This is a genomic window from Martelella limonii, from assembly GCF_013344475.1.
Taxonomy (GTDB): domain Bacteria; phylum Pseudomonadota; class Alphaproteobacteria; order Rhizobiales; family Rhizobiaceae; genus Martelella; species Martelella limonii.
The window spans coordinates 218,276-240,129 of record NZ_JABUOU010000005.1; the positions used below are offsets into that span (position 1 = coordinate 218,276).

Consider the following 21,854-nt stretch of genomic DNA (forward strand, 5'->3'; position numbering starts at 1 on the left):
GTCTCATTCCCCCTTGTTTTCGGGCCAGATCATCAGATTGCCGAGGTCGTCGACATCGGCGTAGTGGCCGGGCAGGAGCACGGTCGTGGTGTCGTACTGGCGAATGATCGCGGGGCCGGTGACGCGGGCGCCGGCGGCCAGCCGGTCGCGGTCGATATGGGGCGTGTCGACCCACGCGCCGTTGAAATAGCCCGGCAGCGTCTCGATCACGGCATCCGCCGGATCGGTGGTGCCCGAGGCGGGGGCCGCGATCTCGACCGGCGGCGTCGCACCGGTCGCGACCACGCGCAGCGCCACCAGTTCGATCGGCAGATCGAAGCGGACGCCGTAGAGCCGCTCATGGGTGCCATGGAAATCGGCGAGCACGGTCTCAAGGCTGCCGCCCTTGGCGATCAGGTCTTCCGGAACGCTGATCGTCACCTCGAAACCCTGCTGCTCGTAGCGCAGGTCGAGCGAATAGGCGATGCCGCGATCGGCCTCGGCGACTTCCTGTTCGTCGAGCCAAGCAAGCGCCCGGGACTTCAGCTCGGAGAACTGCTCGAACACATGGGCGTCGTCCATGCCGGCGATCGAGCCGATCAGGGTGCGCACGAACTCGTTCTTGAACTCGGCCTCGAGGAAGCCGAGTGCCGAGAGTACGCCCGGATTGTTGGGCACGACCACGGGGTAGCAGCCGAGAAGTGCGGCCATCGCATTGGCGTGCAGCGGGCCGGCGCCGCCGAAGGCGACGATGCCGAAATCGCGCGGGTCGAGACCGCGCTGGACGGTGATGACGCGCAGCGCGCCGAGCATCACCTCGTTGGCGATGTCGAGAATGCCCTGGGCTGCGGCTTCCGGCGAAAGGCCGATCGCCTTGCCGATGCCGGCAACCGCTTTGCGCGCGCCCTGGATATCCAGGCTCATGTCGCCGCCAAGGAGTTTTGGCGGCAGGTAGCCGAGAACCACATTGGCATCGGAGACGGTCGGCTCCGTGCCGCCGCGGCCGTAGGCGACCGGTCCCGGCATGGCGCCGGCCGAACGCGGGCCGACCCGCAGCGAACTGGTGAGTTCCGAGACTTCGGCAATTGAGCCGCCCCCCGCGCCGACGGAGCGGACGTCGAGCGTCGGCACCTTGGCGGGGAAGAAGCCGACCTCGGTGGAACGCGAAATCGTCGGCTCGCCGTCGATGATGACGGAAACGTCTGTCGAGGTGCCGCCCATGTCGAAGGCGAGCAGCTTGTTGAGGCCGGTGCGCCGCGCCGTCATCGCGGTCGCGGTGACGCCGCCTGCCGGACCCGAAAGCACGGTGTGGACCGGGCGCTGGGCTGCGGCCTCCGCGCTCATCAGCCCGCCATCGGAACGCACGATGTGGAGCTTCGCCTTGACGCCGCCTTCCGCCAGCCGGTTTTCGATGCGCGAGAGATAGCGCGTCATGATCGGGCGGACGTAATCGTTCATCACCGTGGTGATCGCGCGGTCATATTCGCGAAACTCCGGCAGGATGTCGGAGGAGAGCGACACATGCATGTCGGGGAAGCGCTCGAGCACCATCGCGCGCAGGCGCTGCTCATGGGCCGGATTGGCATAGGAGTGCATCAGCGAGATCGTCAGCGCTTCGATGCCGGAGCCGCAGAGATCCTCGATCAGCGCGGCGGCTGCCGCCTCATCGAGCGGCGTCACGACATTGCCACGGGCATCCATGCGCTCGGGAATGCCGCGCGTGTCTTCAAGGGCCGCGAGCGGATCGGGCTTGTCCATCACGATCCAGCCGAACAGCGGACCGGGCGTCCAGGACTTGGCGAGATGCAGGACATGCTCGAAGCCCTTTGTCGTCAGAAGACCGACGCGGGCGCCCTTGCCTTCCAGCACCGCATTGGTGGCGACCGTGGTGCCGTGGAGGACGAGCGCGATGTCCTCCGGCTTCACGCCGGCCTTCTCGCAGATCAGGCGCACGCCTTCGGCAACGCCGATCGACTGGTCCTGCGGTGTCGACGGGGTCTTGGCCCGCCAGGTGGTTCCAGTGGTGTCGTCTTGAAGCAGCAGGTCGGTAAAGGTACCGCCCACATCAACGCCTAACCTCATTGTTGTTCTCCAGTTCCCCATCATCCGTTGCCCGGACGATTTGATGTTGAATGCGTATTCATAAAATAGTATGTTCGGACATATTGCAAGCGGGGATCGATCGTCATCTTGCGTTGGTCCCCTGCCCCATCCTGTAATTCAGCATCACGAAGGCACGTCCATGGCCGGGCTCTCCCTCTATGACAAACTCTGGAACGCCCATGTGGTGGCAACCGCCGAGACCGGTGAAAACCTGCTCTATGTCGACCGCCACCTGGTCCACGAGGTTTCGACCCCGCAATCCTTCGCCATGCTTGACCAGACCGGCCGAACCGTGCGTGTTCCCGAAGCCCAGCTTGCCGTGGCCGACCATGCCGTGCCGACGCGGCGCGCCGGCCACGCCTTTCCCGATGGACCGGCGCTGAAGCAGGTCGAGCGGCTGAAGCGCAACGTCTCCCACTACGGCATCACCTATCTGCCGCTCGACGGGCCGCATCACGGCATCGTCCATGTCGCGGGCCCGGAACTCGGCTTTACGCTGCCGGGCGCGCTGCTCGTCTGTGGCGACAGCCACACATCCACGCACGGCGCCTTCGGCGCGCTTTCCTTCGGCATCGGCGCCAGCGAATGCGGCACGGTGCTTGCCACCCAGACCATCTGGCAGAAGAAGCAGAAGACCATGCGGATCCGGATCACCGGCACGCTTTCGCGCGGGGTGACGGTCAAGGATGTGGTGCTCGGCCTGATCGCCGAGATTGGCACGGGCGGAGGGGTCGGCTACGCGCTGGAATTTGCAGGACCCGTGGTCGAGGCATTGTCGATGGAACAGCGCATGACGCTCTGCAACATGGCCATCGAAGCCGGCAGCCGCGTCGGTCTGGTCGCACCCGACGAGACCACGATCGCCTATCTCAAGGGCCGGCCGCTCGCGCCTGAAGGCGCGCTCTGGGAAGTAGCCGTTGAAGCCTGGCGGGCGCTGCCGAGCGACCCGGACGCCGTGTTCGACCGCGAGATCACATTCGACGTCACCAATCTCGGCCCGCAGGTCTCCTGGGGCACGACGCCGGAGCAGACGATCTCTATCGGCGCCATGGTGCCGGAGCCCGCCGCATTCGAAGATCCTGTCCGCCGCAACAAGGCTGCAGAAGCCCAGCGCTACATGGGCCTTGAGGGCGGCAGGCCAATTGCCGGCACCCAAATCGACCGGGTGTTCATCGGTTCCTGCACCAACAGCCGGATCGAGGACCTGCGCGCCGCCGCCGCCGTGCTCGATGGCCGCAAGGTCGCGCCCAATGTCGTCGCTATCGCCGTGCCCGGCTCCATGCAGGTGCGCCGTCAGGCCGAACATGAAGGCCTCGACGCGATCTTCCGCGCCGCCGGTTTCGAATGGCGGGAATCCGGCTGCTCGATGTGCGTCGGCATGAATGACGACCGGCTTGAGGCCGGCGAGCGCTGCGCCTCCACCTCCAACCGCAATTTCGAGGGCCGGCAGGGCAAGGGCGGGCGCACCCACCTCGTCAGCCCGCAAATGGCCGCAGCCGCCGCGATTGCCGGCTGTCTTACCGATGTCCGGGAGTATCTCTGATCCATGATGCGTGCATTCAGTTCCGTCACCAGCGTTGCAGCCCCGCTTCTCGAAAACGCGATCGACACCGATGTCATTTTCCCGGCCCGCTTCCTGCTTCTCATGGACCGCGACGGGCTTGGCCAGTATGCTTTCAAAGAGCGCCGCAGCAACACGTCTGCGCCCTTCATTCTCGACACGCCCCCCTATGACAAGGCCGAGATCCTCGTCACCGGCGAGACCTTCGGCACGGGCTCCTCGCGCGAGCAGGCGGTCTGGGCGATTGCCGGTCTCGGCATCCGCGTGGTGATTGCCCGCTCATTCGGCGAGATCTTCGAAAACAACTGCTTCAAGAACGGCGTGCTCGCGATCACGCTTGCCGACGCCGCCATGGCTGCCGTCGAACGGGCAGCGATTGCCGGTGAACCGGTGACCGTCGATCTCGAAACCCAGAAGGTTCTGGTCGCCAATGGCGAGGCCTTCGCCTTCGACGTCGATCCGGCGCGGCGCACGGCGCTCTTGAAGGGCCTCGACGAGGTCGGCCTCATTCTCGAGCTGCATGAACAGGACATCGCCGCCTTCGAGGCGAAACGATCGGAAACCGCCCCGTGGCTTGCCATCGACCCGGCCCGGCTCGCTGCGGTCGCCGCTGACGATACCGTATAAAAAAGGAACACACATTTGACCACCAGACCAAACCTCAGGGCCGCACTGGACGAGGGCCGGTTCATTCTCGCGCCCGGTCTCCACGACATGATCTCCGCCGTGGTGGCGAACAAGGTCGGCTTCGAGTTCGTCTATTCCTCGGGCTACTGGGGCACCGCCTCGGCCGAAGGCCTGCCGGATGCCGGCATCACCACCTATACGGAGATGCGTCAGCGCCTCGAAATCCTGTGCCGCACCGTCAATGCCGGCGTGATTGCCGATGCCGACACCGGCTATGGCGGGCTTTTGAATGTCGATCACACCGTGCGCGGCTATGAGGCGGCCGGCGCGATCGCGATCCAGATCGAGGACCAGGAGTTTCCGAAGAAATGCGGCCACACGCCCTACAAGCGCGTGATTGCCCGCAAGGACATGGAGAACAAGATCCGGGTTGCCGTTGCGGCCCGAGAAAATCCCGATACGCTGATCATCGCCCGCACCGATGCCCGCCAGGTGGAGGGTTTCGACGGCGCGCTTGCCCGAGGCCTTGCCTTTCGCGAGGCCGGCGCGGATATCGTGTTCATCGAGGCGCTCGAGAGCGAAGAGGAAATGCGCCGCGCCTGCGAGGCGGTGGACGCGCCGATGATGGCCAACATGGCCGATGGCGGGCGTACCCCGATCCGCTCGGCCGACGAGATGAAGGATATCGGCTACCAGATGGCGATCTTCCCGGCGACGACCGCCCTTGCCGCCGCAGCTGCGGTGGAAAAGGCGCTGATGACGCTGAAGCATGACGGGACGTCGCTGTCGCCGGACGTGCCGCTGTTTTCATTTGCGGAATTCAACGAGCTGATCGGCTTCCCGCGGGTGTGGGAATTCGACAGGAAATGGAACGAGGTGAAAGATGACTGAGGATCTCGGCGAGAATTACAGCAAGGCCTATGGCAACAGCGTCGGTTTCGGTAAGCGGCCCGCGCTGGTGATGATCGATTTCGCCGAAGCCTATTTTGACAGGGACTGCGAGCTTTATGCCGGCGTCGAGGACGCGCTTGCTTCCGCCTTGCGCGTGCGCGAAGCCGCCCACGCGGCCGGCGTTCCGGTGATCCTGACCGAGGTTGCCTACCAGCCGGGGCTTGGCGGGTGCGATGGCGGACGCTTCTATGAGAAGGCGCTGCCGCTCAAGAACTTCGTGCGCGGCAAGAAGACCGCCGGCTTCGCCAAGGGGCTGACGCCGCGCGAAGACGAGCTGATCGTCACCAAGCAATACCCCTCCGCCTTCTTCGGCACCTCGCTCGCCTCGACGCTGACGGCCGCTGGCCACGACAGCGTGATCCTCACGGGGCTGACGACGTCGGGGTGCGTGCGCGCAAGCTGCGTCGACGCCATGTCCTACGGCTTCCGCACCACCGTGGTCGCGGAAGCCTGCGGCGACCGCCACCCGGCGCCCCACGAGGCGAACCTGTTCGACATGAACGCCAAATATGCCGACGTCGTCTCCGAAGCGGCGATCCTTGACTATCTGGCGGGGTTGAAGGCCTGAGACGGCGCCTTCATAAACCACGAAAGTGCATGTAGAAAAACCGAGACGAAGGGGAGGAATGCCATGAAAACGAGGATCGCATTGCTGCGGGAAATGGGCGCGGCGCGGCCTTATGGTGAAAGCCGGCCGCTGGAGATTGTCGAGGCCGAGCTCGCGCCCCCCGGTCCGGGCGAGGTTCTGGTGAAGCTTGCCGCCGCCGGTATCTGCCACTCCGATCTCTCCACCATCAATGGCGACCGCCCGCGCGACATGCCGGTGGCGCTCGGGCATGAGGCATCGGGCGTGATCGAGGCCGTGGGGCCGGGCGTCACAAGGTTTCAGCCGGGCGATCACGCGGTCATGGTGTTCGTCGCCTCCTGCGGCCATTGCGTGCCCTGCGCGGAAGGCCGGCCGGCGCTCTGCGAGCCGGCGGCGGTTGCGGCAGGGGCTGGAACGTTGATCTCCGGTGCGCGGCGGATCACCCTTGATGGCGCGACAGTCCATCATCACCTCGGCGTTTCCGCCTTTTCCACCCATGCCGTCATGTCGGAAAATTCCTGCGTCAAGATCGACAAGTCGATCCCGCTCGACCGGGCAGCACTGCTCGGCTGCGCTGTGCTGACGGGGGTCGGCGCGGTGCTGAATTCCGGCGCGCTGAAGATGGGCCAGACGGCCGCGATCATCGGGCTCGGCGGCGTTGGCCTTGCCGGCCTCCTGGGCGCGGTCGCCGCCGGTGCGCGCACCATCGTTGCCGTGGATCTTTCCAAGGAAAAGCGTGACTTCGCGCTTGAACTCGGCGCAACCCATGCGATCGATCCGAGCGAGGAAGGCGCCATCGACAAGGTGAAAGCCTGGACTGGCGGCGGCGTCGATCTCGCCGTCGAGCTTGCGGGTGCGGTGCCCGCCCTCGAATTCGCCTTCGAGATCACGCGCCGCGGCGGCACCACGGTGACCGCCGGGCTTCCGAACCCGGCCGCCCGCCTCTCCTACGCGCCGGTGCGGCTGACGGCGGAAGAGCGCACGTTGAAGGGCTCCTATGTCGGCTCCTGCGTGCCGGTGCGCGACATTCCGCGCTTCGCCGACATGATGATGAAAGGCAAGCTCCCGATCGAGAAGCTGATGACCCATCGCCTGTCGCTCGACGAGATCAACGAAGGCTTCGAGCGGCTCGCCGCGGGAGACGCCATCCGCCAGGTCATCGTGTTCGACTGACCGGCGTCGCCGGCCTTCAGCTGTCCTGATAGCGATCGGGGCGCGGGAACGAGGTCCCGTGGCCCGTGGCCGGTTCGGTCACGCGGGCAATCGCCCGGTCGAGGGCTGCGACACCCTGTTCCAGCGCCGCGCGCTCCTCATCCGTCATCGCGTTCAGAATTTCGTCGGCCCGCAGCCGGACATTGCCGAAGGCCGCCTGAAACAGGTCCCGGCCTGCGGGCGTGATCGCGTAATTGCGCTTGCGCCGGTCGGCACCCAGCACTTCGCGCTCGATCAGTCCCTTGCCTTCAAGTCTTGCGGCGGCGCGGCTCACCTGCACCTTGTCCAGCGAGGTGCGCTGGGACAGGCGGTGGGAGTCGAGCGCGCCGGCATCTTCCAGCAGGAAGAGCAGCCGCCACTCTTCGCGCGTCAGCCCATATCCCCGCCCGTAGACATCGACGAGTTGGCGCGAGAAGGCCTCGGCAACGACGGCAAGACGGTAGGGGAAGAATGTTTCAAGACGCATATTCGCTGTTTTCTGCTGGAATTTTAAAGTGATGGGAAAATCCTACAATGCCTTCCGGGTGACCGGAAGGCAAGCGGGCTGCAAGGACGCGGCCGCGACGCTCACAGCACCAGATAGAGTGACAGGATCGGCAGGGCTATGATCAGCCCCAGCCGCACGATATCCGCCATCCAGAAGACCAGCACGCCGCTGAAGATCGTGCGCAGCGATACATCCGGCTGCACCGAGCGCAGCACGAAGACGTTCATGCCGATCGGCGGCGTGATCAGGCTGATCTCGGTGACCACCACCACGATGATCGCAAACCAGATGACCAGCGCATCGGGATCCTGAAGGATCTCGAGGCCGAAATCGAGACCCGAGATCAGCGGATAGAATACCGGAACCGTCAGCAGGATCATCGACAGGCTTTCCAGGAAGCAGCCGAGCACCATGTAGATCGCGACGATCAGAAGCATCACCGTCCAGGCGGAAAGCCCGTGATTTTCGACGATATCGGCAAGCGCATCCGGCAGGCCGGCAAAGGTCACGAAATTGCTGAAGATCTCGGCGCCGATCACGATCGCGAAGATCATGGCCGAGGCGGTGGCGCTGTCGATGAAAGAGCGCCAGAGCACGGCGTGGTTCAGCCGGCCGACGGCGAAGGCGATGACCACGGCGGCAGCGGCCCCCATGCCTGCGGCCTCCACCGGGGTGAACAGCCCGCCATAGATGCCCACCATGATGAACAGGAAGAGTGCGAGAACCGCCGCGACGCTCACCATGTCGGGCCGGCTGATCGGCTGCACTTCCTTGACCTTGGGCGCGAGCGAAGGTTTGATCCGGACGGCCACCATGACGGCGATCAGGTAGCCGATGATGCCGAGAATGCCGGGAATGATGCCTGCAAGAAAAAGCTTGCCGATATCGGCCTCGGTCAGAAGGCCGAAGATGATCAGCACCACGGAAGGCGGGATCAGGATGCCGAGCGTGCCGCCGGCGGCAATCGCGCCGGTGGCGAGACTGTCGGAATAGCCGAAGCGCCGCATCGAGGGCATTGCGACCTTCGACATGGTGGCAGCCGTTGCGAGCGACGACCCGCAGACCGCCGAAAATCCGCCGCAGGAGAGGATCGCGGCCATGGCAAGCCCGCCGCGCATGCGTCCGAAAATCCGGTCGCCGGCGGCAAAAAGGCCATGGGCGATGCCGGACCCGGCGAGCACATTGCCCATGAAGATGAACAGCGGCACGACCGAAAGGGAATAGTTGAGGCCCGTCTCGAACACCGCATTGCCGATCATGGCGCCGGCGGGCGCCACGCCCCTGAGCAGGGCAAAGCCGGCCCCGCCAACGAGCGCCATGGCAAAGGCAATCGGCACGCGGATGAACACGAGGATTAGAAGAACCGCAAGGGCAATCAGGGAGATGGTCATGGAGCCTCCCGGCGCAGAAGAACGGCGATGCTCGACACGAGGCAGCTTGCCGCGGCCAGAAAGGCAAGCGGCGCCATCGGGAGGGCAAGCGATGCGCTGCGCGTGCCGGCATGCAACTGGTCGAGGCCGATCAGGACGAGCCGATAGGCGAAATAGCAGAGCACCAGCGCAGAGATGATCCCTGCAACGCGGGCAAGCACGCTCTGCATCCGGGCTGAAAACAGATGAAGCGCCAGATCGACCTCCACATGGCCGCCGTCGCGGCTGGTAAGCGGCAAGGCGACAAAGACGAGCGCCGCGAGCAGGATCTGCGTCAGCTCATAGGCGCCGCCGAAAGGGCGGTTGAACAGATAGCGCCCGACCACATCGATACAGGTCACGCCGATGAGCATGATGATCAACAGGGCGGAGGCCGCGGCCAGCAGGCGGTACCAGACCGCCTGCCGATGTTGATGATGCCCACGCTCGGGCTCCGCTGCGGAGCCCTCATGCGTGTTCTCCGGGTGGCTCATTGCAGGTTCACGCCGGTGGTTTCGCGGAACTTGGCAAGCGCTGCAGCGCCGTCATATTCGCTGCCGAGCGTTTCGATCCAGGACTGTTCGAGGACCTCGGCCTTTTCGCGCATGGCCGCAACCACTTCCGGGCTTGCGGAGTAGAACTCCACCCGGTCGCCGACTTCCTGCTTGGCGGCGTCATCGGCGTCGTTCCAGGCCTTGCCCACGCGCTCTGCGAAGGCTTCGCCCGAGATCGCGTCGATGGCGGCGCGGTCTTCTTCCGACAGGTTGTTCCACTTGTCTTCGTTGATCACGAAGAACCAGGTCGTGTTGTAGATGCCGCCCGGCACGGTCATGGAATACTTGATGTAGTCCACGAGGTTGAAGGCGGTCATCGCCTCGTAGGTGAAGGCGACGCCGTCGATCACGCCGCGCGACAGCTTTTCATAGACTTCCGGCGACGACATGAACAGCGGGGTGGCGCCGAGGGCAGACACGAGATCACCCACATAGCCGCCCGGAACGCGGATCTTCAGTCCCTCCATATCGGCGGGCGTCTCGATCTTGCGGACATTGTTGTGCAACAGGCCGGGGCCATGCATGAACAGGCCGAGCAGATGCGTGCCCTTGTGCTCGTCGGCAGCATCGAGGTCGCCGCCATAGATCGTCCAGTAGGCCTTGGAATCGGCAATCGCGTCATCGCCGAGGAAGCTGAACTGGCCGAGGCGGGCACGGTTGAACCGGTCATCCTCGGTGAAGGAATGCAGGCCGTAGGTGATATCGGCAATGCCGTCACGCGCCATGTCGAAATGCGCCGGCGGGCTGCCGAGCGGTTTGCGGGTGATGCGCACCGTCACGCGCCCGTCCGTCACCTTCTCCACCTCTTCGGCCCAGGGCTCGAAGGCGTTGACAACGATCGGATGCTTGGGCGGCAGCCAGGATGACATGACCAGCTCTTCGGCCAGCATCGGCTTTGCAGACACGAGCAGCGCTGCAATCGCATATTTCACGTACTTCATCGTCTTTCCTCCTCGGTTACCCTCGCCTCCAGCGAGGGATCAAAATGATCGGGGTGCGCCGCCATGAAGGCCGGGTGCGCGGCACAGGTGCGCGCCACCGCCGAAATGCGCGGCAAATGGGTGTAGTCAACCTCCCAGCGGGTGGCGTTGTAAAGCTGGGGAACAAGCGCGCAGTCCGCCATGGTGGGCGTGTCGCCATGCGCGTAGCGTCCGGTGAAGGCCGGCCGGTCGAGCATGATCTCAACCGCCTCGAGCCCGGAGGCGATGTTGTCGCGGTTCCAGGCCGCGCGGGCGTCCTGACCGGCGAGCGCCTCGATCCGGGCCAGCACATGGAGGTTCGATACCGGGTGGATCTCGCAGGCGATGGCCTGCGCTATCGCCCTGATTTCCGCCCGCGCCTCAGCATCGCCCGGCAGAAGCTTCGGCCCGGCAACCGTCTCGTCGAGATATTCGATGATCGCCAGGGATTGCGTGAGGCGGAGGCCGCCGCATTCGAAAACCGGCACCAGACCTTGCGGATTGCGTGCGAGATGGGCCTCGCCGCGCTGCGCGCCAGAGACGAGATCCACCGTCCGGCGCTCATAGGCGAGGCCCTTGAGCGCCAGTGCGATGCGCACCCGGTAGGATGCCGAAGAGCGCCAGTAATCGTAGAGAACGCAGCTTGCCGTCATCTTCATGCCTTCGCCGGGAGGATCTTGCCGGCGCAGGGGCCGAAGCCGATGCGGTAGCCTTCGCCCTCGGCATAGGCATAAAGGCTCACCTCGTCGCCATCCTCGATGAAGGTGCGGCGCGCGCCGTTGACGGTAAGCGGCTTCTTGCCGCCTTCCGTCATCTCGAGCAGCGCGCCCGTCTCTGCGGAAGAAGGACCGGAAATCGTGCCGGACCCCAGAAGATCGCCGACGCGCATCGGGCAGCCCGAAACGGTGTGATGCGCCAGCTGCTGGGCGCTCGAATAATACATGACGTTGTAATTGGTCTCGCCCATCTTCTGGCCGTTCATCTTCCAGCCGATCGTCATGTCATAAAAGCCGGGGCGTTCCTCCTGCAGATAGGGCAGCAGCGGCACATCGCGGGCAGCGCCTTCGCAGCGGAAGGGCTCGAGCGCGGCCTGGGTCACGATCCAGGGGCTGATCGTGGTGCCGAGCGCCTTCGCCTGAAACGGGCCGAGCGGCTGATATTCCCAGGCCTGGATGTCGCGCGCCGACCAGTCATTGAGGAGCACATAGCCGAAGATCATGCTTTCGGCGTCGGCAACGCTGACGCGCTCTCCCATCTCGCTGTCGGCGCCGACGATCGCGCCAAGCTCAAGCTCGAGATCGAGCCGGCGGCAGGCGGTCCACTCAGGACCGTTTTCGCCCTTCACCTGGCCCATGGGGCGGCGGATGTCCGTGCCGGAAACCACCACGGACGACGCCCGTCCATTATAGCCGATCGGCATATGCGTCCATTGCGGCGGCAGCGCGTTTTCCGGCCCGCGGAACAGGACGCCGACATTGAAGGCATGGTTCTTCGAGGCATAGAAATCGGTAAACTCGGTCACGCGGACCGGCAGGTGCAGCCGGGCCTTTTCCATCGCCACGAGCGGGACCGTCTCGTCGCCGCCTTCGCCGAGGAGCTCGGTCAGCCGTGTGCGGACCTTCTCCCAGGTGTCGCGGCCAAGCGCGATGAAATCGTTGAGCTGCGGCGCGGAAAACGTGCCTTTCGCATCGACAAGGCCGCGCGCCTCGCAGGCGGCAAGATCGACGATCATGTCGCCGATCGCCACCCCGCATCGGGGCGCGCCGCCATCAATCGAAAAAATGCCATAGGGAAGGTTCTCGAGCGGAAAGTCACAGTCCTTCCGGTTCGCCGAAGCAACGAAGCTCCGGCGCGGCATGCCTGCCTGCACCATTGAATGTCTCCTCTTTTCCGGCTTCTCCCGAGGCCCTCAACGGCTGCGGGACGAAACCGGTTTTTCCGGAAACTGGCACGTAATCGTTTCATATGCAACCATTATCGTTGCAAGTGAAACTATTTTCTTCATCAATTCACGACCGCGGAAAGCAGGTCCGAAGCCTTGGAAAAGCCGAGCTTCTGATAGGCCCGCTGCCGGTAGGTGAGCACGGTGGCGTGGCCAACCCCCAGTTCCGTGGCGATCTCCTGGGCGGTTTCCCCGGCCATCGTCCGGGCGCAGATCTGGCGTTCCCTTCCACTCAGCACCGGAAACGAATTGGCAAGCCGGCTTTCGAATTCCGCTGCAAGGGACAGTGGCGCGCGTTCCCGTCGGGCCAGCCGCGTCAGTCCGGTGATCGCCAGCTGCGCCAGCGCGCCAAGCGCCACCATGTCGATATCGGCTTGCGGGCGCGAGCGATGATAGAAGGTGACGACGATCGCGTGATCGTCGAAGCGCCAGCCGAAGCAGATCTTCTCGGAAAAGCGGGGGCGTTCGAAGCAAAGGTCGCGATAGGCCGCAAGCGCAATGCTCTCGGCCGGAAACCGGCGCAAGAACCCGCTGCCGGGGGCCGTCGCCTGGAGTGCGGCAAGGGCCGGGTCGCTCTTGTGAAAGCGGCGGGCATGGGCGGCAGCGCGCTCGCGCGCGTCACCCCTCTCCCCCGACGAGGCCAGCATCCGGGGCGGCCCGCTTTCCGTTCGATAGGCATAGAGTTCCTCGACGCCGGCGACGCCGTATGCCGCTTCCAGCAGCCGCCCGGAAAAGACGCCGGGATCGCGCGCATCGAGCAATGCGGCCGCGCATTCCGGATCGATCAAACCCACGGATGTCATCTGCGCTCCTCCACAAATTCCTCCATCCTTGTCCATACGCCTAATGACAGACAGGTCAAGATGGTTTCATTAGAAACGAAATTGAACGGGTTGAACTCGGTTTTCAAGGGAGAGAACACAATGTCGAAACCTTTCGCATCCTCGGCAGATACGAGCCAAAAGACCGATACGCTGGAAATTCTGGGCGATGGCGTCTACGCGCTGACCGCGGAAGGCGACCCCAATGTGGGCGCCGTCGAAGGCGAGAATTTCGTGGTCGCGATCGAATCCCGCGCCACGCCAGCCGCCTCGCGCGACTGGCTCAAGGTGTTGCGCGAACATACCGACAAGCCGGTCCGCTACCTTGTGCTGACCCACTACCACGCGGTGCGCGTTCTCGGCGCATCGGCCTTCGAGGCCGGCGATATCATCATGTCCGAAGCCTCCCGCGATCTCGTGGAAGAGCGCGGCGAGCAGGACTGGAAAAGCGAATTCGGCCGCATGCCGCGCCTTGCGAAGAACGCCGAGGAAGTGCCCGGCCTCACCTGGCCGACCATCACCTTCGAAAATTCCTACGAAATCCCACTCGGCGGCCACCGGGGCAAGCTTGAGCTGCGCTTCGTCGGCCGTGGTCACACCGGCGGCGATATCGTGGTCTGGCATGACAAGACCCGCACGCTTTATGCCGGGGACCTCGTGGAATCCAAGGCTGCGCTCTACACCGGCGACGCCTATCACTTCGACTGGGCGACGAAGACCCTCGACAATGTGAAGGCCTTCAAAAGCGAAAACCTGATCGGCGGTCGCGGCCCGGTCTCGCGCGGCGTTGCCGAGACCGATGCGGCGGTCGAGCAGACGCGCAAGTTCCTGAACGGCATGATCGAGAATGTCGGCCGCGTGCACAAGGCGGGCGGCACGCTGAGGGAAGCGTTCGAGGCCACCCGCGACGCCCTTGCCCCGGAATTCGGCGCATGGCCGATCTTCGAACACTGCCTGCCCTTCGATGTCCAGAGGCTCTGGGACGAGTGCGACGGCATCGAGCATCCGCGCATCTGGACCGCCGAGCGCGACCGCGAGGTCTGGGCGAAGCTTCAGGACTGACAGGCCAAAGGCAAGGAGAAAGGGAGGAGCCCATGGCAAATGTTGAAGGCATCCGGGTCTACAGGGAGATAGGCGCGAAGCCCGCTCCGGCGACCGCAGAGGACGAGGCGCGGGTGGTGGTGGTCGGCGCCGGTCCGGTGGGCCTTGCCATGGCGCTCGATCTTGGACGGCGGGGGCATGATGTAATCGTGCTCACCCGGCTCGATTTCATCGCCCACGCCTCCAAGGCGATCTGCTTTTCGAAGCGTTCGCTCGATATTCTCGACCGTCTCGGCGTCGCCGATCGGGCGATCGAGAAGGGCGTGACCTGGAACACCGGCAAGGTGTTCTGGGGCAGCGACGACAAGCCGGTCTATCAGTTCGACATGCTGCCGGTGAAGGATCAGAAGCACCCCGGCTTCATCAACATCCAGCAATATTACATCGAGGAATATCTGGTCGAAGCCTGCGATGCCCTGCCCAATGTCGACCTGCGCTGGGGGCATTGCGTCGATGCGGTGAGGCAGCGTCCCGATGGCGTGGACCTTTCCGTCTCGACCAGGGACGGGGACTATCTGCTCAAGGCGGAGTGGCTGATTGCCTGCGACGGCTCGCGCTCCTCGATCCGCGAGAAGCTCGGCCTCGATTTCGATGGCCGGGTATTCGAGGACAATTTCCTGATTGCCGACATCCGCATGAAGAAGGAGATGCCCTCCGAACGCTGGTTCTGGTTTGACCCGCCCTTCAACCCCGGCCGGTCGGCGCTGATGCACAAGCAGCCCGACGATGTCTGGCGGCTCGATTTCCAGCTCGGCTGGAACATCGACCGGGCGGCGGCGACCCGTCCGGAAAATGTCGAGCCCTTCATTCGTGCCATGCTCGGCGATATCGCCTTCGAGCGCGAATGGTATTCGGTCTACACCTTCCAGTGCCGCCGGATGGCGCGTTTCGTCCACGGCCACACGATCTTTGCCGGCGACAGCGCCCATCTCGTTTCGCCCTTCGGGGCCCGCGGCTGCAATGGCGGCTTTGCCGATATCGACAATCTCGGCTGGAAACTCGACCTCGTGCTCCGTGGCGAAGCGGATGAAACGCTGATCGAGACCTATAACGCTGAGGCCATCGCCACGGCGGACGAGAACATTCTGAACTCGACCCGCTCGACCGACTTCCTCACGCCGAAATCAGAAGCGAGCCGCGCGTTGCGCAATGCCGTCCTTGAACTGGCGCAGAACCACGCCTTTGCCCGGCCGTTCGTCAATTCGGGCCGGCTTTCGACGGCGGTGCGCTATCCGGAAAGCCCGCTCTCGACGCCTGACGAGGACGAATGGGATGGCGGCGTCGCCCCCGGCGCGCCGATCCTCGATTCGCCTCACGGCGATGGCTGGCTGCTCGAGCAGCTGGGCGAGGAATTCGTGCTGCTGACACATGGCTGGACGGGCACTGTTTGTTCGGGGCTCAAATGCATCGCGGTGGAAGGGCCCGCAGCAGACAGGCTCGCGCTAGCGAGAGGTTCCGCCTGCCTTGTCCGTCCCGACCAGTATGTCGCAGCACGATGGCACAATCCCGATCCGGCACGGATCGAAGCGGCGCTCTTGCGCGCAAGGGGAGGCGCGAAATGGCTCAACTGAACACCAAGCCGAACCTCACCTGTCATGACGACATCTACGAGGCGTTGATCCGGCTGCATGATGGCCTTAGCGATGCGGAGAGCCTCGCCGCCTGGTCGCGGCTGACCCTGCTCCTGATCAACCATATTGGAGACCGGGAGGCGATCGACGAGGCGATTGCTCTGGCGCGTAGCCCGGAGCGGAAAGGCAAGGTCTGACGCGCAATGTCCACGTCCGGAAACTCCGGCCGTGGACATTGCATCCCGTTCAAGGCTTTTCCAACCCGTCCGTCAGGCGCAAAAGCGCTTCATCGAGCACACCAGCACTTTCGCCAAGCTCGGCGATCAGTTCCGCCTGAAAGGCCTCGGCGATCCGGCCGAGACGCTCCATCAGCGCGGTACCGTCCGGCGTCAGCTCCAGCACGACGAGCCGGCGATCATTCTCGTCCACGGCCTTGCGGACCAGCCCGCCCTCCTCCAGCCGGACGGCGGCGCGGCTGATCATCGATTTGTCGAGGTTTACCCGCGCATGGATTTCGCGCACGCTCACCTTTCCCGAATGGTTGAGATGCGCCATCACGCGCCATTCCGGGTTGGTCAGGCCGGCTTCGGCGGCGTAGCGCTCGGCAAAGCGGCGGCTGACCTGGGCGGCGGCAACCGACAGGCGGTAGGGCAGGAAATCGTCGAGTTGAAAGGTCATCATGGGCTCCTTCCGCCCAGAAAGCAGGATTTCATTGCTTTCACAACAAAAATCCACCCGCTTCCATCCGGCGCATTGACTTCATTGCATATGCAACGATATATTTGTTGCTAGAGCAACAATTTCGGGTGAGGAGACATCGACATGACCGCTCACGACCTGCCGAAGGGCATGATCCGCGCGACCGCAACGACCGGCACGCATGCAGGCTACATGCCCGGCTTCGGCAATGATTTCGAGACCGAAGCGCTTCCGGGCTCCCTGCCCCAGGGCCAGAACAGCCCGCAGAAATGCAATTACGGCCTCTACGCCGAACAGCTTTCGGGTACCGCCTTTACCGCGCCGCGCGGCCAGAACGAGCGCACATGGTGCTACCGCATCCGCCCGTCGGTGCATCACACCGGCCGCTTCAGTCCGATCGACATGCCTTACTGGAGGACGGCGCCGAACGTGCTGCCGCATGATCCGAACCGGCAGAACATCACCAGCCTCGGCCAGTATCGCTGGGACCCGATCCCGGTGCCCGAGGAGGATCTCACCTGGATCACCGGCATGCGCACGATCACCACGGCGGGCGACGTTAATATCCAGGTCGGCATGGCAAGCCATGTCTATCTCGTGACCCGCTCGATGGAGGACGAGTATTTCTTCTCCGCCGACAGCGAGCTTCTGGTCGTGCCGCAGGAGGGTCGCCTCAGGTTCTGCACCGAGCTCGGCATCATCGATCTCGAACCGCGCGAGATCGCCATTCTGCCGCGCGGCCTGGTCTACAGGGTGGAAGTGCTCGAAGGCCCGTGCCGCGGTTTCGTCTGCGAAAATTACGGGCAGAAATTCGACCTGCCCGGCCGCGGACCGATCGGCGCCAACTGCCTTGCCAATCCGCGCGACTTCAAGTGCCCGGTGGCAGCCTATGAGGACAAGGAAACCCGCTCGCGCGTGGTCATCAAGTGGTGCGGCCAGTTCCACGAGACCTATATCGGGCATTCGCCGCTCGATGTCGTCGCCTGGCACGGCAATTACTGCGCCTATAAATACGACCTCAACACCTATTCGCCGGTGGGCGCGATCCTTTTCGACCATCCCGATCCGTCGATCTTCACCGTGCTGACGGCCCCTTCCGGCCAGGAAGGCACGGCCAACATCGATTTCGTGCTGTTCCGCGAGCGCTGGATGGTTGCCGAACACAGCTTCCGCCCGCCCTGGTACCACAAGAACATCATGTCCGAGTTGATGGGCAATATCTACGGCGTCTATGACGCAAAGCCGCAGGGCTTCGCGCCGGGCGGCATCAGCCTGCACAATTGCATGCTGCCCCATGGTCCCGATCGGGATGCGTTCGAAGGGGCGTCCAACAGCGCATTGAAACCCGAAAAGCTCGACAACACCATGTCGTTCATGTTCGAGACCCGCTTCCCCCAGCACCTGACGGAATTTGCCGCCAAGGAAGCGCCGATGCAGCAGGAATATATCGAGGTCTGGCAGCATCTGGAAAAGAAGTTCGACGGCACGCCGGGCGAAAAATAGCATCTGCGCCTGACGGTCACTGAGCGTCATTTACCGTCGTTGACCGAAATCGCGCCGTTCCCGGCTCTATGCCCGGAGCGGCGTTTTTGTCAGGCCGACCCTTGCCGCGACGAAACTGCCACACCGCAGCGCATGCGTTACAACATATCAAAACTTAAAAGAGTGTTAACTATAATTAACGCAATCAGGAATTGATTTTGTTATTTTAGACTTGATGTAAGTTGAAACTGCGCGTATCCGTCGCGGAATGGTGGCGCTATGCCGCGTGGGAGAGAGTTCGCTACCCCGTCAAGAATCTCCAGCCTGTCGCTTTCAGACTGGGCCGGGGCGCGCTGGGAACACTTACGAAAGCTTTGCTGTGAAAATCCTTTCTGTTTTCGGCACAAGGCCGGAAGCCATCAAAATGGCACCTTTTATACGCTTTGCGCAAAATGATAGCGCTATCACGTCTTTGACGTGTGTCACCGGACAGCATCGCGCAATGCTTGATCAGGTGCTGGATCTGTTCTCCATCGTGCCGGATTACGACCTGTCGGTCATGGCGCCGAATCAGACGCTGAACAGCCTCACCTGCCGCGTCATTGCCGGGCTGGATGAGGTTCTAGAGAAGGTTCGGCCGGATTATGTGCTCGTGCACGGCGACACGACGTCGGCCATGGCAGCCAGCCTCGCTGCGTTCCACAGGGGCCTCAAGGTTGGCCATGTGGAAGCGGGCCTTCGGACCTACGACCTTGCCAAGCCCTGGCCGGAAGAAATGAACCGGCGGGTGATCGATGTGGTTTCGGCGCTGAAATTCGCCCCGACCGCCACCAGTGCCAGCAATCTGGAACAGGAGCATCTCGGCGGACGCGTGATCGTCACGGGCAATACCGTGATCGATGCCCTGAAGCATACGGTGGAGCGCATCGGCGCCGATGAGGCGCTCGGCGCTTCTCTGGCCGACCGGTTCTCCTTCATCGACCCGGCGCGACGGCTGTTGCTCGTCACCGGCCACCGGCGCGAAAGTTTCGGCGACGGTTTCGTCAATATCTGCAAGGCGCTCGCACGGCTTGCCGAACGCGACGATCTCGAGATCGTCTATCCGGTTCACCTCAATCCCAATGTTTCCGGCCCTGTACACGCATTGCTCGGCGATCTCGGCAATGTCCATCTGATCGACCCCCAGGCCTATCTGGAATTCGTCTATCTGATGCAGCGCGCCGATATCATCCTGACGGATTCCGGCGGGGTGCAGGAGGAGGCGCCCTATCTCGCAAAGCCGGTTCTGGTGATGCGGGATGTGACGGAACGGCCGGAAGCCGTTGCGGCCGGCGCCGTCAAGCTTGTCGGCACGGAGCCGGACCGGATCGTCTCGGAAACGGCACGGCTTCTCGATGACAGGGCCTATTACGCAAGCTTTGCCCGCATCGTGAACCCTTACGGCGATGGCCATGCGGCTGAGCGGATCGCCGATGCCATCATGGGGCGTGCCTTCACCCCATTTCAGCCGAACCTGCAAGATTAATGCGCCTCAGAACGGCCACCAGCAATTGTGCCCATCAGGAGTTAGAACAATGAACAAGACCGCCCTCATGGCATCACTCGGCCTGAGCCTGCCCTTGCTGATCGCACAGGGTGGACTGGAAGCCGCGCGGGCAGGCGCGATCGCCGATCAGCTGCAGGCGCTCGCCGGGAACGACGTCATCACCCGCAAGGTCTCGCTCGCCGATCTCGGCATGACCGAGCCGCTGGCGCTTTCCTCGTCTGCGGCAACCCGCAACATCTACATCCCCGTGCCCGCCGGCGTCGCGCTGATCGCGCCGACGCTTTCCTTCGACGGCAGCTATCTGCGCGCCGATGGCGGTACCACCACCTACGTGTTGTCGCTGGATGGCTACGCGGTGGCGGCGCGCTCGCCCGAAGATGAGCGCGGCGAGTCAAGGCTCGAGCTCGGCGTCGATGGCACGCCCCGCGACAATGGCTTCGTCAACCTCGGCATCGAGTGGTCGTCCGCAACCGGACAATTCTACTGTGACGATGCCCGCCCGATCGGCAACCAGCTTCTGGTTCAGCCCGACACCTATCTCGAATACAGCTTTGATGCGGGCGATGTGACGACGGTTGCCAGCGCCTATGCGGCGCTGCCGCAGACCGTGACGCTGCTGGTCGGGGGCAACGCCCTTGAGCAGGACAGCTATGATGCCGCCTGGAGGCTTGGCGTGGCGCTGGAGCGGACCGGCAAGATGGTCGAGATCGTGACGCTGCCTGCAATCGGCGACACGGTGGATGTCACCGGGCTGAATGTTCCGGCGGCTTTGCAGGCGATCCCGGCCTTCGCCGCCCTCGCCGGCGCCGAAACGGTCAAGATCGAAGATGCGGCAGAAGTCGGCGCGCTTCTGCTTCTCGGCGGATCGATCGGCAAGGCCGATGTCGCTGTGGCCGGAAGTGGCCTGACGCAGGCAATCGACGCCGCGCTGAAGGCGCTTTCGACCGAGGTCACGGCGGCCGATCCTGATGCGCAGCAGGCATTCGAAGCGCTTGCCGCAAGCAGGGTTTCGCTCACCACACCGCTTGCACCCGGTGCGGTCAGTGTCGTGCGGATCGGTGGCAAGCCGGTGATCGCCGTTGCACCCGACGGCGCCAGCGAAGCCGCCGGGATGTTCTCCACCATCTGGCGCAAGTCGGCCGTTTCCGGGAACATGATCGTCAAGTCCGCCCAGCCGCCGGTGATCGACGGCGATACCGTGCCGCTGACATCGCTCGGCAATGCCGGCGGCAATCTCGATGTCGTCTCGCGCGGCGACTGGTCGACCACATTCGATCTCGGCAGCGACATTCCGGCGGGCAAGGTGCCGACCGCGTTCAACCTCAATGTCTCCGCAGCGCCCGGCGCGACGGACACGAGGCCGGTCGCCTCGGTCTTCATCAACGGCACGCTGCTCGGCGCCAAGCAGCTGCGCGCCGATGGCACGCCGGAAAACATTTCGGTCGCCGTGCCCGCCTATACGCTGCAGCCACGCAACACGATTGTCGTGCGCTTCCAGCGCCAGCCCGCCAGCGACCATTGCCGGGAGGTGCCGCAGGGCTATCCCGTCTCGGTCCTGCCCGGCAGCTCGATCCGGCTTGGACCAGCGCCGAAGCCTGATGATTTCGGCACGATCGCCCCGAGCCTTGCCGGAGACAGCACGGTCGTGGTCGCAGCCGGCTGGCTCGAGAATGCAGCCCTTACCTTGCCGGGCCTGATCGATATCGCCAATGCCAGCGGCATCTCGCCCGAGAAGGCTGCCTTCGCCGTGGCCGAGACCGCAACGATCGCCGTTCCCGAAACGCCCTTCCTGTTCCTTGGCGTCGGCGTCGAGGGCGGCCGTGAACGTGCTAGGATCGAGGGCGACACGATCACGATCACGACGGACAAGGACACGTCTCTGTTCGATGCATCCGGCCTTGACGGTGTTGCCGTGCTGTCGGCCGAAACCGGCGGAAAGCAGCCTGGCCTCGTCTATCAGACGAGTGGCGCTGGCCCGATGATTGAAAAGCCGATCCTTCTCGGACGCGGCGATGTCGCGGTGATCGGCGCGAGCGGCGTGCTGAGCGAGGTCAATACCAGCGGCAGAACGCCGCCCGTGGACAAGACGACGGACAGGCTGTCGCAGGAAGACCACGGCTTCTCGCTCCGTCTCCTCACCAGCAGCGATTTCTGGCTGCATCAGGTTCCGGGCATGCTGACGGCGGCGATCATCGGTGCGTTCGTGCTGCTCATTCTGCTTGCCCGCTCCGCACGGCGTCGCCACCGCGATGACAAGAGCTGAT

At 64.0% G+C, this 21,854-nt stretch carries 20 protein-coding genes; 11 read left to right on the forward strand and 9 right to left on the reverse strand.

From position 1 onward, the window contains the following. Positions 1-3 precede the first annotated feature (3 nt). Positions 4-2,061 carry a hydantoinase/oxoprolinase family protein gene (locus HPQ62_RS12975; protein ID WP_174802981.1) on the reverse strand — a complete coding sequence of 686 codons (2,058 nt, stop codon included), beginning with the start codon at positions 2,059-2,061 and terminating at the stop codon, positions 4-6. 160 nt (positions 2,062-2,221) lie between these two features. Between HPQ62_RS12975 and leuC the strand changes: the two genes are divergently transcribed. From leuC to HPQ62_RS13000, 5 genes are all read left to right on the forward strand, one after another. Further along, the gene (gene leuC, locus HPQ62_RS12980) at positions 2,222-3,625 is read left to right on the forward strand and encodes a 3-isopropylmalate dehydratase large subunit (protein WP_174802982.1); all 1,404 of its coding nucleotides are present in this window, start codon (positions 2,222-2,224) and stop codon (positions 3,623-3,625) included. 3 nt (positions 3,626-3,628) lie between these two features. Continuing rightward, positions 3,629-4,270: a 3-isopropylmalate dehydratase small subunit gene (gene leuD / locus HPQ62_RS12985; protein WP_244629673.1), complete on the forward strand. Its 642-nt coding sequence runs from the start codon at positions 3,629-3,631 to the stop codon at positions 4,268-4,270. A gap of 15 nt (positions 4,271-4,285) precedes the next feature. Beyond that, the gene (locus HPQ62_RS12990) at positions 4,286-5,161 is read left to right on the forward strand and encodes an isocitrate lyase/PEP mutase family protein (protein WP_174802983.1); all 876 of its coding nucleotides are present in this window, start codon (positions 4,286-4,288) and stop codon (positions 5,159-5,161) included. Next, entirely contained in the window at positions 5,154-5,789 is a 636-nt protein-coding gene (locus HPQ62_RS12995; protein ID WP_174802984.1) for an isochorismatase family protein, read from the forward strand. Before HPQ62_RS12990 ends, HPQ62_RS12995 begins: the two co-directional genes overlap by 8 nt. A 63-nt stretch (positions 5,790-5,852) precedes the next feature. Beyond that, positions 5,853-6,980 carry a zinc-dependent alcohol dehydrogenase family protein gene (locus tag HPQ62_RS13000; RefSeq protein WP_174802985.1) on the forward strand — a complete coding sequence of 376 codons (1,128 nt, stop codon included), beginning with the start codon at positions 5,853-5,855 and terminating at the stop codon, positions 6,978-6,980. A gap of 16 nt (positions 6,981-6,996) precedes the next feature. On the opposite strand, the gene HPQ62_RS13005 is transcribed toward HPQ62_RS13000, so the two are convergent. The 7 genes from HPQ62_RS13005 to HPQ62_RS13035 form a co-directional block, all read right to left on the reverse strand. Continuing rightward, on the reverse strand, positions 6,997-7,485 hold the full coding sequence (locus tag HPQ62_RS13005) for a MarR family winged helix-turn-helix transcriptional regulator (RefSeq protein ID WP_174802986.1): 489 nt from the start codon (positions 7,483-7,485) through the stop codon (positions 6,997-6,999). 101 nt (positions 7,486-7,586) lie between these two features. Beyond that, on the reverse strand, positions 7,587-8,897 hold the full coding sequence (locus tag HPQ62_RS13010; protein WP_174802987.1) for a TRAP transporter large permease: 1,311 nt from the start codon (positions 8,895-8,897) through the stop codon (positions 7,587-7,589). After that, positions 8,894-9,409 carry a TRAP transporter small permease gene (locus tag HPQ62_RS13015; protein WP_174802988.1) on the reverse strand — a complete coding sequence of 172 codons (516 nt, stop codon included), beginning with the start codon at positions 9,407-9,409 and terminating at the stop codon, positions 8,894-8,896. Before HPQ62_RS13015 ends, HPQ62_RS13010 begins: the two co-directional genes overlap by 4 nt. Next, entirely contained in the window at positions 9,406-10,410 is a 1,005-nt protein-coding gene (locus HPQ62_RS13020) for a TRAP transporter substrate-binding protein (protein WP_174802989.1), read from the reverse strand. Before HPQ62_RS13020 ends, HPQ62_RS13015 begins: the two co-directional genes overlap by 4 nt. Beyond that, positions 10,407-11,081, reverse strand: coding sequence for a maleylacetoacetate isomerase (gene maiA / locus HPQ62_RS13025; protein ID WP_174803036.1), 675 nt, complete (start codon positions 11,079-11,081; stop codon positions 10,407-10,409). Before maiA ends, HPQ62_RS13020 begins: the two co-directional genes overlap by 4 nt. Before the next feature lie 2 nt (positions 11,082-11,083). Then, a complete protein-coding gene (fahA, locus tag HPQ62_RS13030) occupies positions 11,084-12,301 on the reverse strand; it encodes a fumarylacetoacetase (protein WP_244629675.1) in 1,218 nt (405 codons plus the stop codon). A 131-nt stretch (positions 12,302-12,432) separates the two neighbouring features. Next, complete coding sequence (locus HPQ62_RS13035) at positions 12,433-13,173, reverse strand: helix-turn-helix transcriptional regulator (protein WP_174802990.1); 741 nt, start codon at positions 13,171-13,173, stop codon at positions 12,433-12,435. A 120-nt stretch (positions 13,174-13,293) separates the two neighbouring features. Here HPQ62_RS13035 and HPQ62_RS13040 point away from each other — a divergent pair, with 120 nt between their 5' ends. The 3 genes from HPQ62_RS13040 to HPQ62_RS13050 are packed head-to-tail and all read left to right on the forward strand — an operon-like array spanning position 13,294 to position 16,060. Then, entirely contained in the window at positions 13,294-14,253 is a 960-nt protein-coding gene (locus HPQ62_RS13040; protein WP_174802991.1) for an MBL fold metallo-hydrolase, read from the forward strand. 32 nt (positions 14,254-14,285) lie between these two features. Beyond that, complete coding sequence (locus HPQ62_RS13045; RefSeq protein WP_174802992.1) at positions 14,286-15,863, forward strand: FAD-dependent oxidoreductase; 1,578 nt, start codon at positions 14,286-14,288, stop codon at positions 15,861-15,863. Beyond that, entirely contained in the window at positions 15,851-16,060 is a 210-nt protein-coding gene (locus HPQ62_RS13050) for a DUF2783 domain-containing protein (RefSeq protein ID WP_174802993.1), read from the forward strand. The genes HPQ62_RS13045 and HPQ62_RS13050 overlap by 13 nt, the downstream gene beginning before the upstream one ends. 49 nt (positions 16,061-16,109) lie before the next feature. Here the strand turns inward: HPQ62_RS13050 and HPQ62_RS13055 are convergent, their stop codons facing one another. Then, positions 16,110-16,541: a MarR family winged helix-turn-helix transcriptional regulator gene (locus HPQ62_RS13055; RefSeq protein WP_174802994.1), complete on the reverse strand. Its 432-nt coding sequence runs from the start codon at positions 16,539-16,541 to the stop codon at positions 16,110-16,112. A 144-nt stretch (positions 16,542-16,685) separates the two neighbouring features. Here HPQ62_RS13055 and hmgA point away from each other — a divergent pair, with 144 nt between their 5' ends. From hmgA to HPQ62_RS13070, 3 genes are all read left to right on the forward strand, one after another. Then, on the forward strand, positions 16,686-18,065 hold the full coding sequence (gene hmgA, locus HPQ62_RS13060) for a homogentisate 1,2-dioxygenase (RefSeq protein WP_174802995.1): 1,380 nt from the start codon (positions 16,686-16,688) through the stop codon (positions 18,063-18,065). A gap of 358 nt (positions 18,066-18,423) precedes the next feature. Further along, positions 18,424-19,569: a non-hydrolyzing UDP-N-acetylglucosamine 2-epimerase gene (gene wecB / locus HPQ62_RS13065; RefSeq protein ID WP_174802996.1), complete on the forward strand. Its 1,146-nt coding sequence runs from the start codon at positions 18,424-18,426 to the stop codon at positions 19,567-19,569. A gap of 49 nt (positions 19,570-19,618) precedes the next feature. Continuing rightward, complete coding sequence (locus HPQ62_RS13070) at positions 19,619-21,853, forward strand: cellulose biosynthesis cyclic di-GMP-binding regulatory protein BcsB (RefSeq protein ID WP_174802997.1); 2,235 nt, start codon at positions 19,619-19,621, stop codon at positions 21,851-21,853. Position 21,854 lies beyond the last annotated feature (1 nt).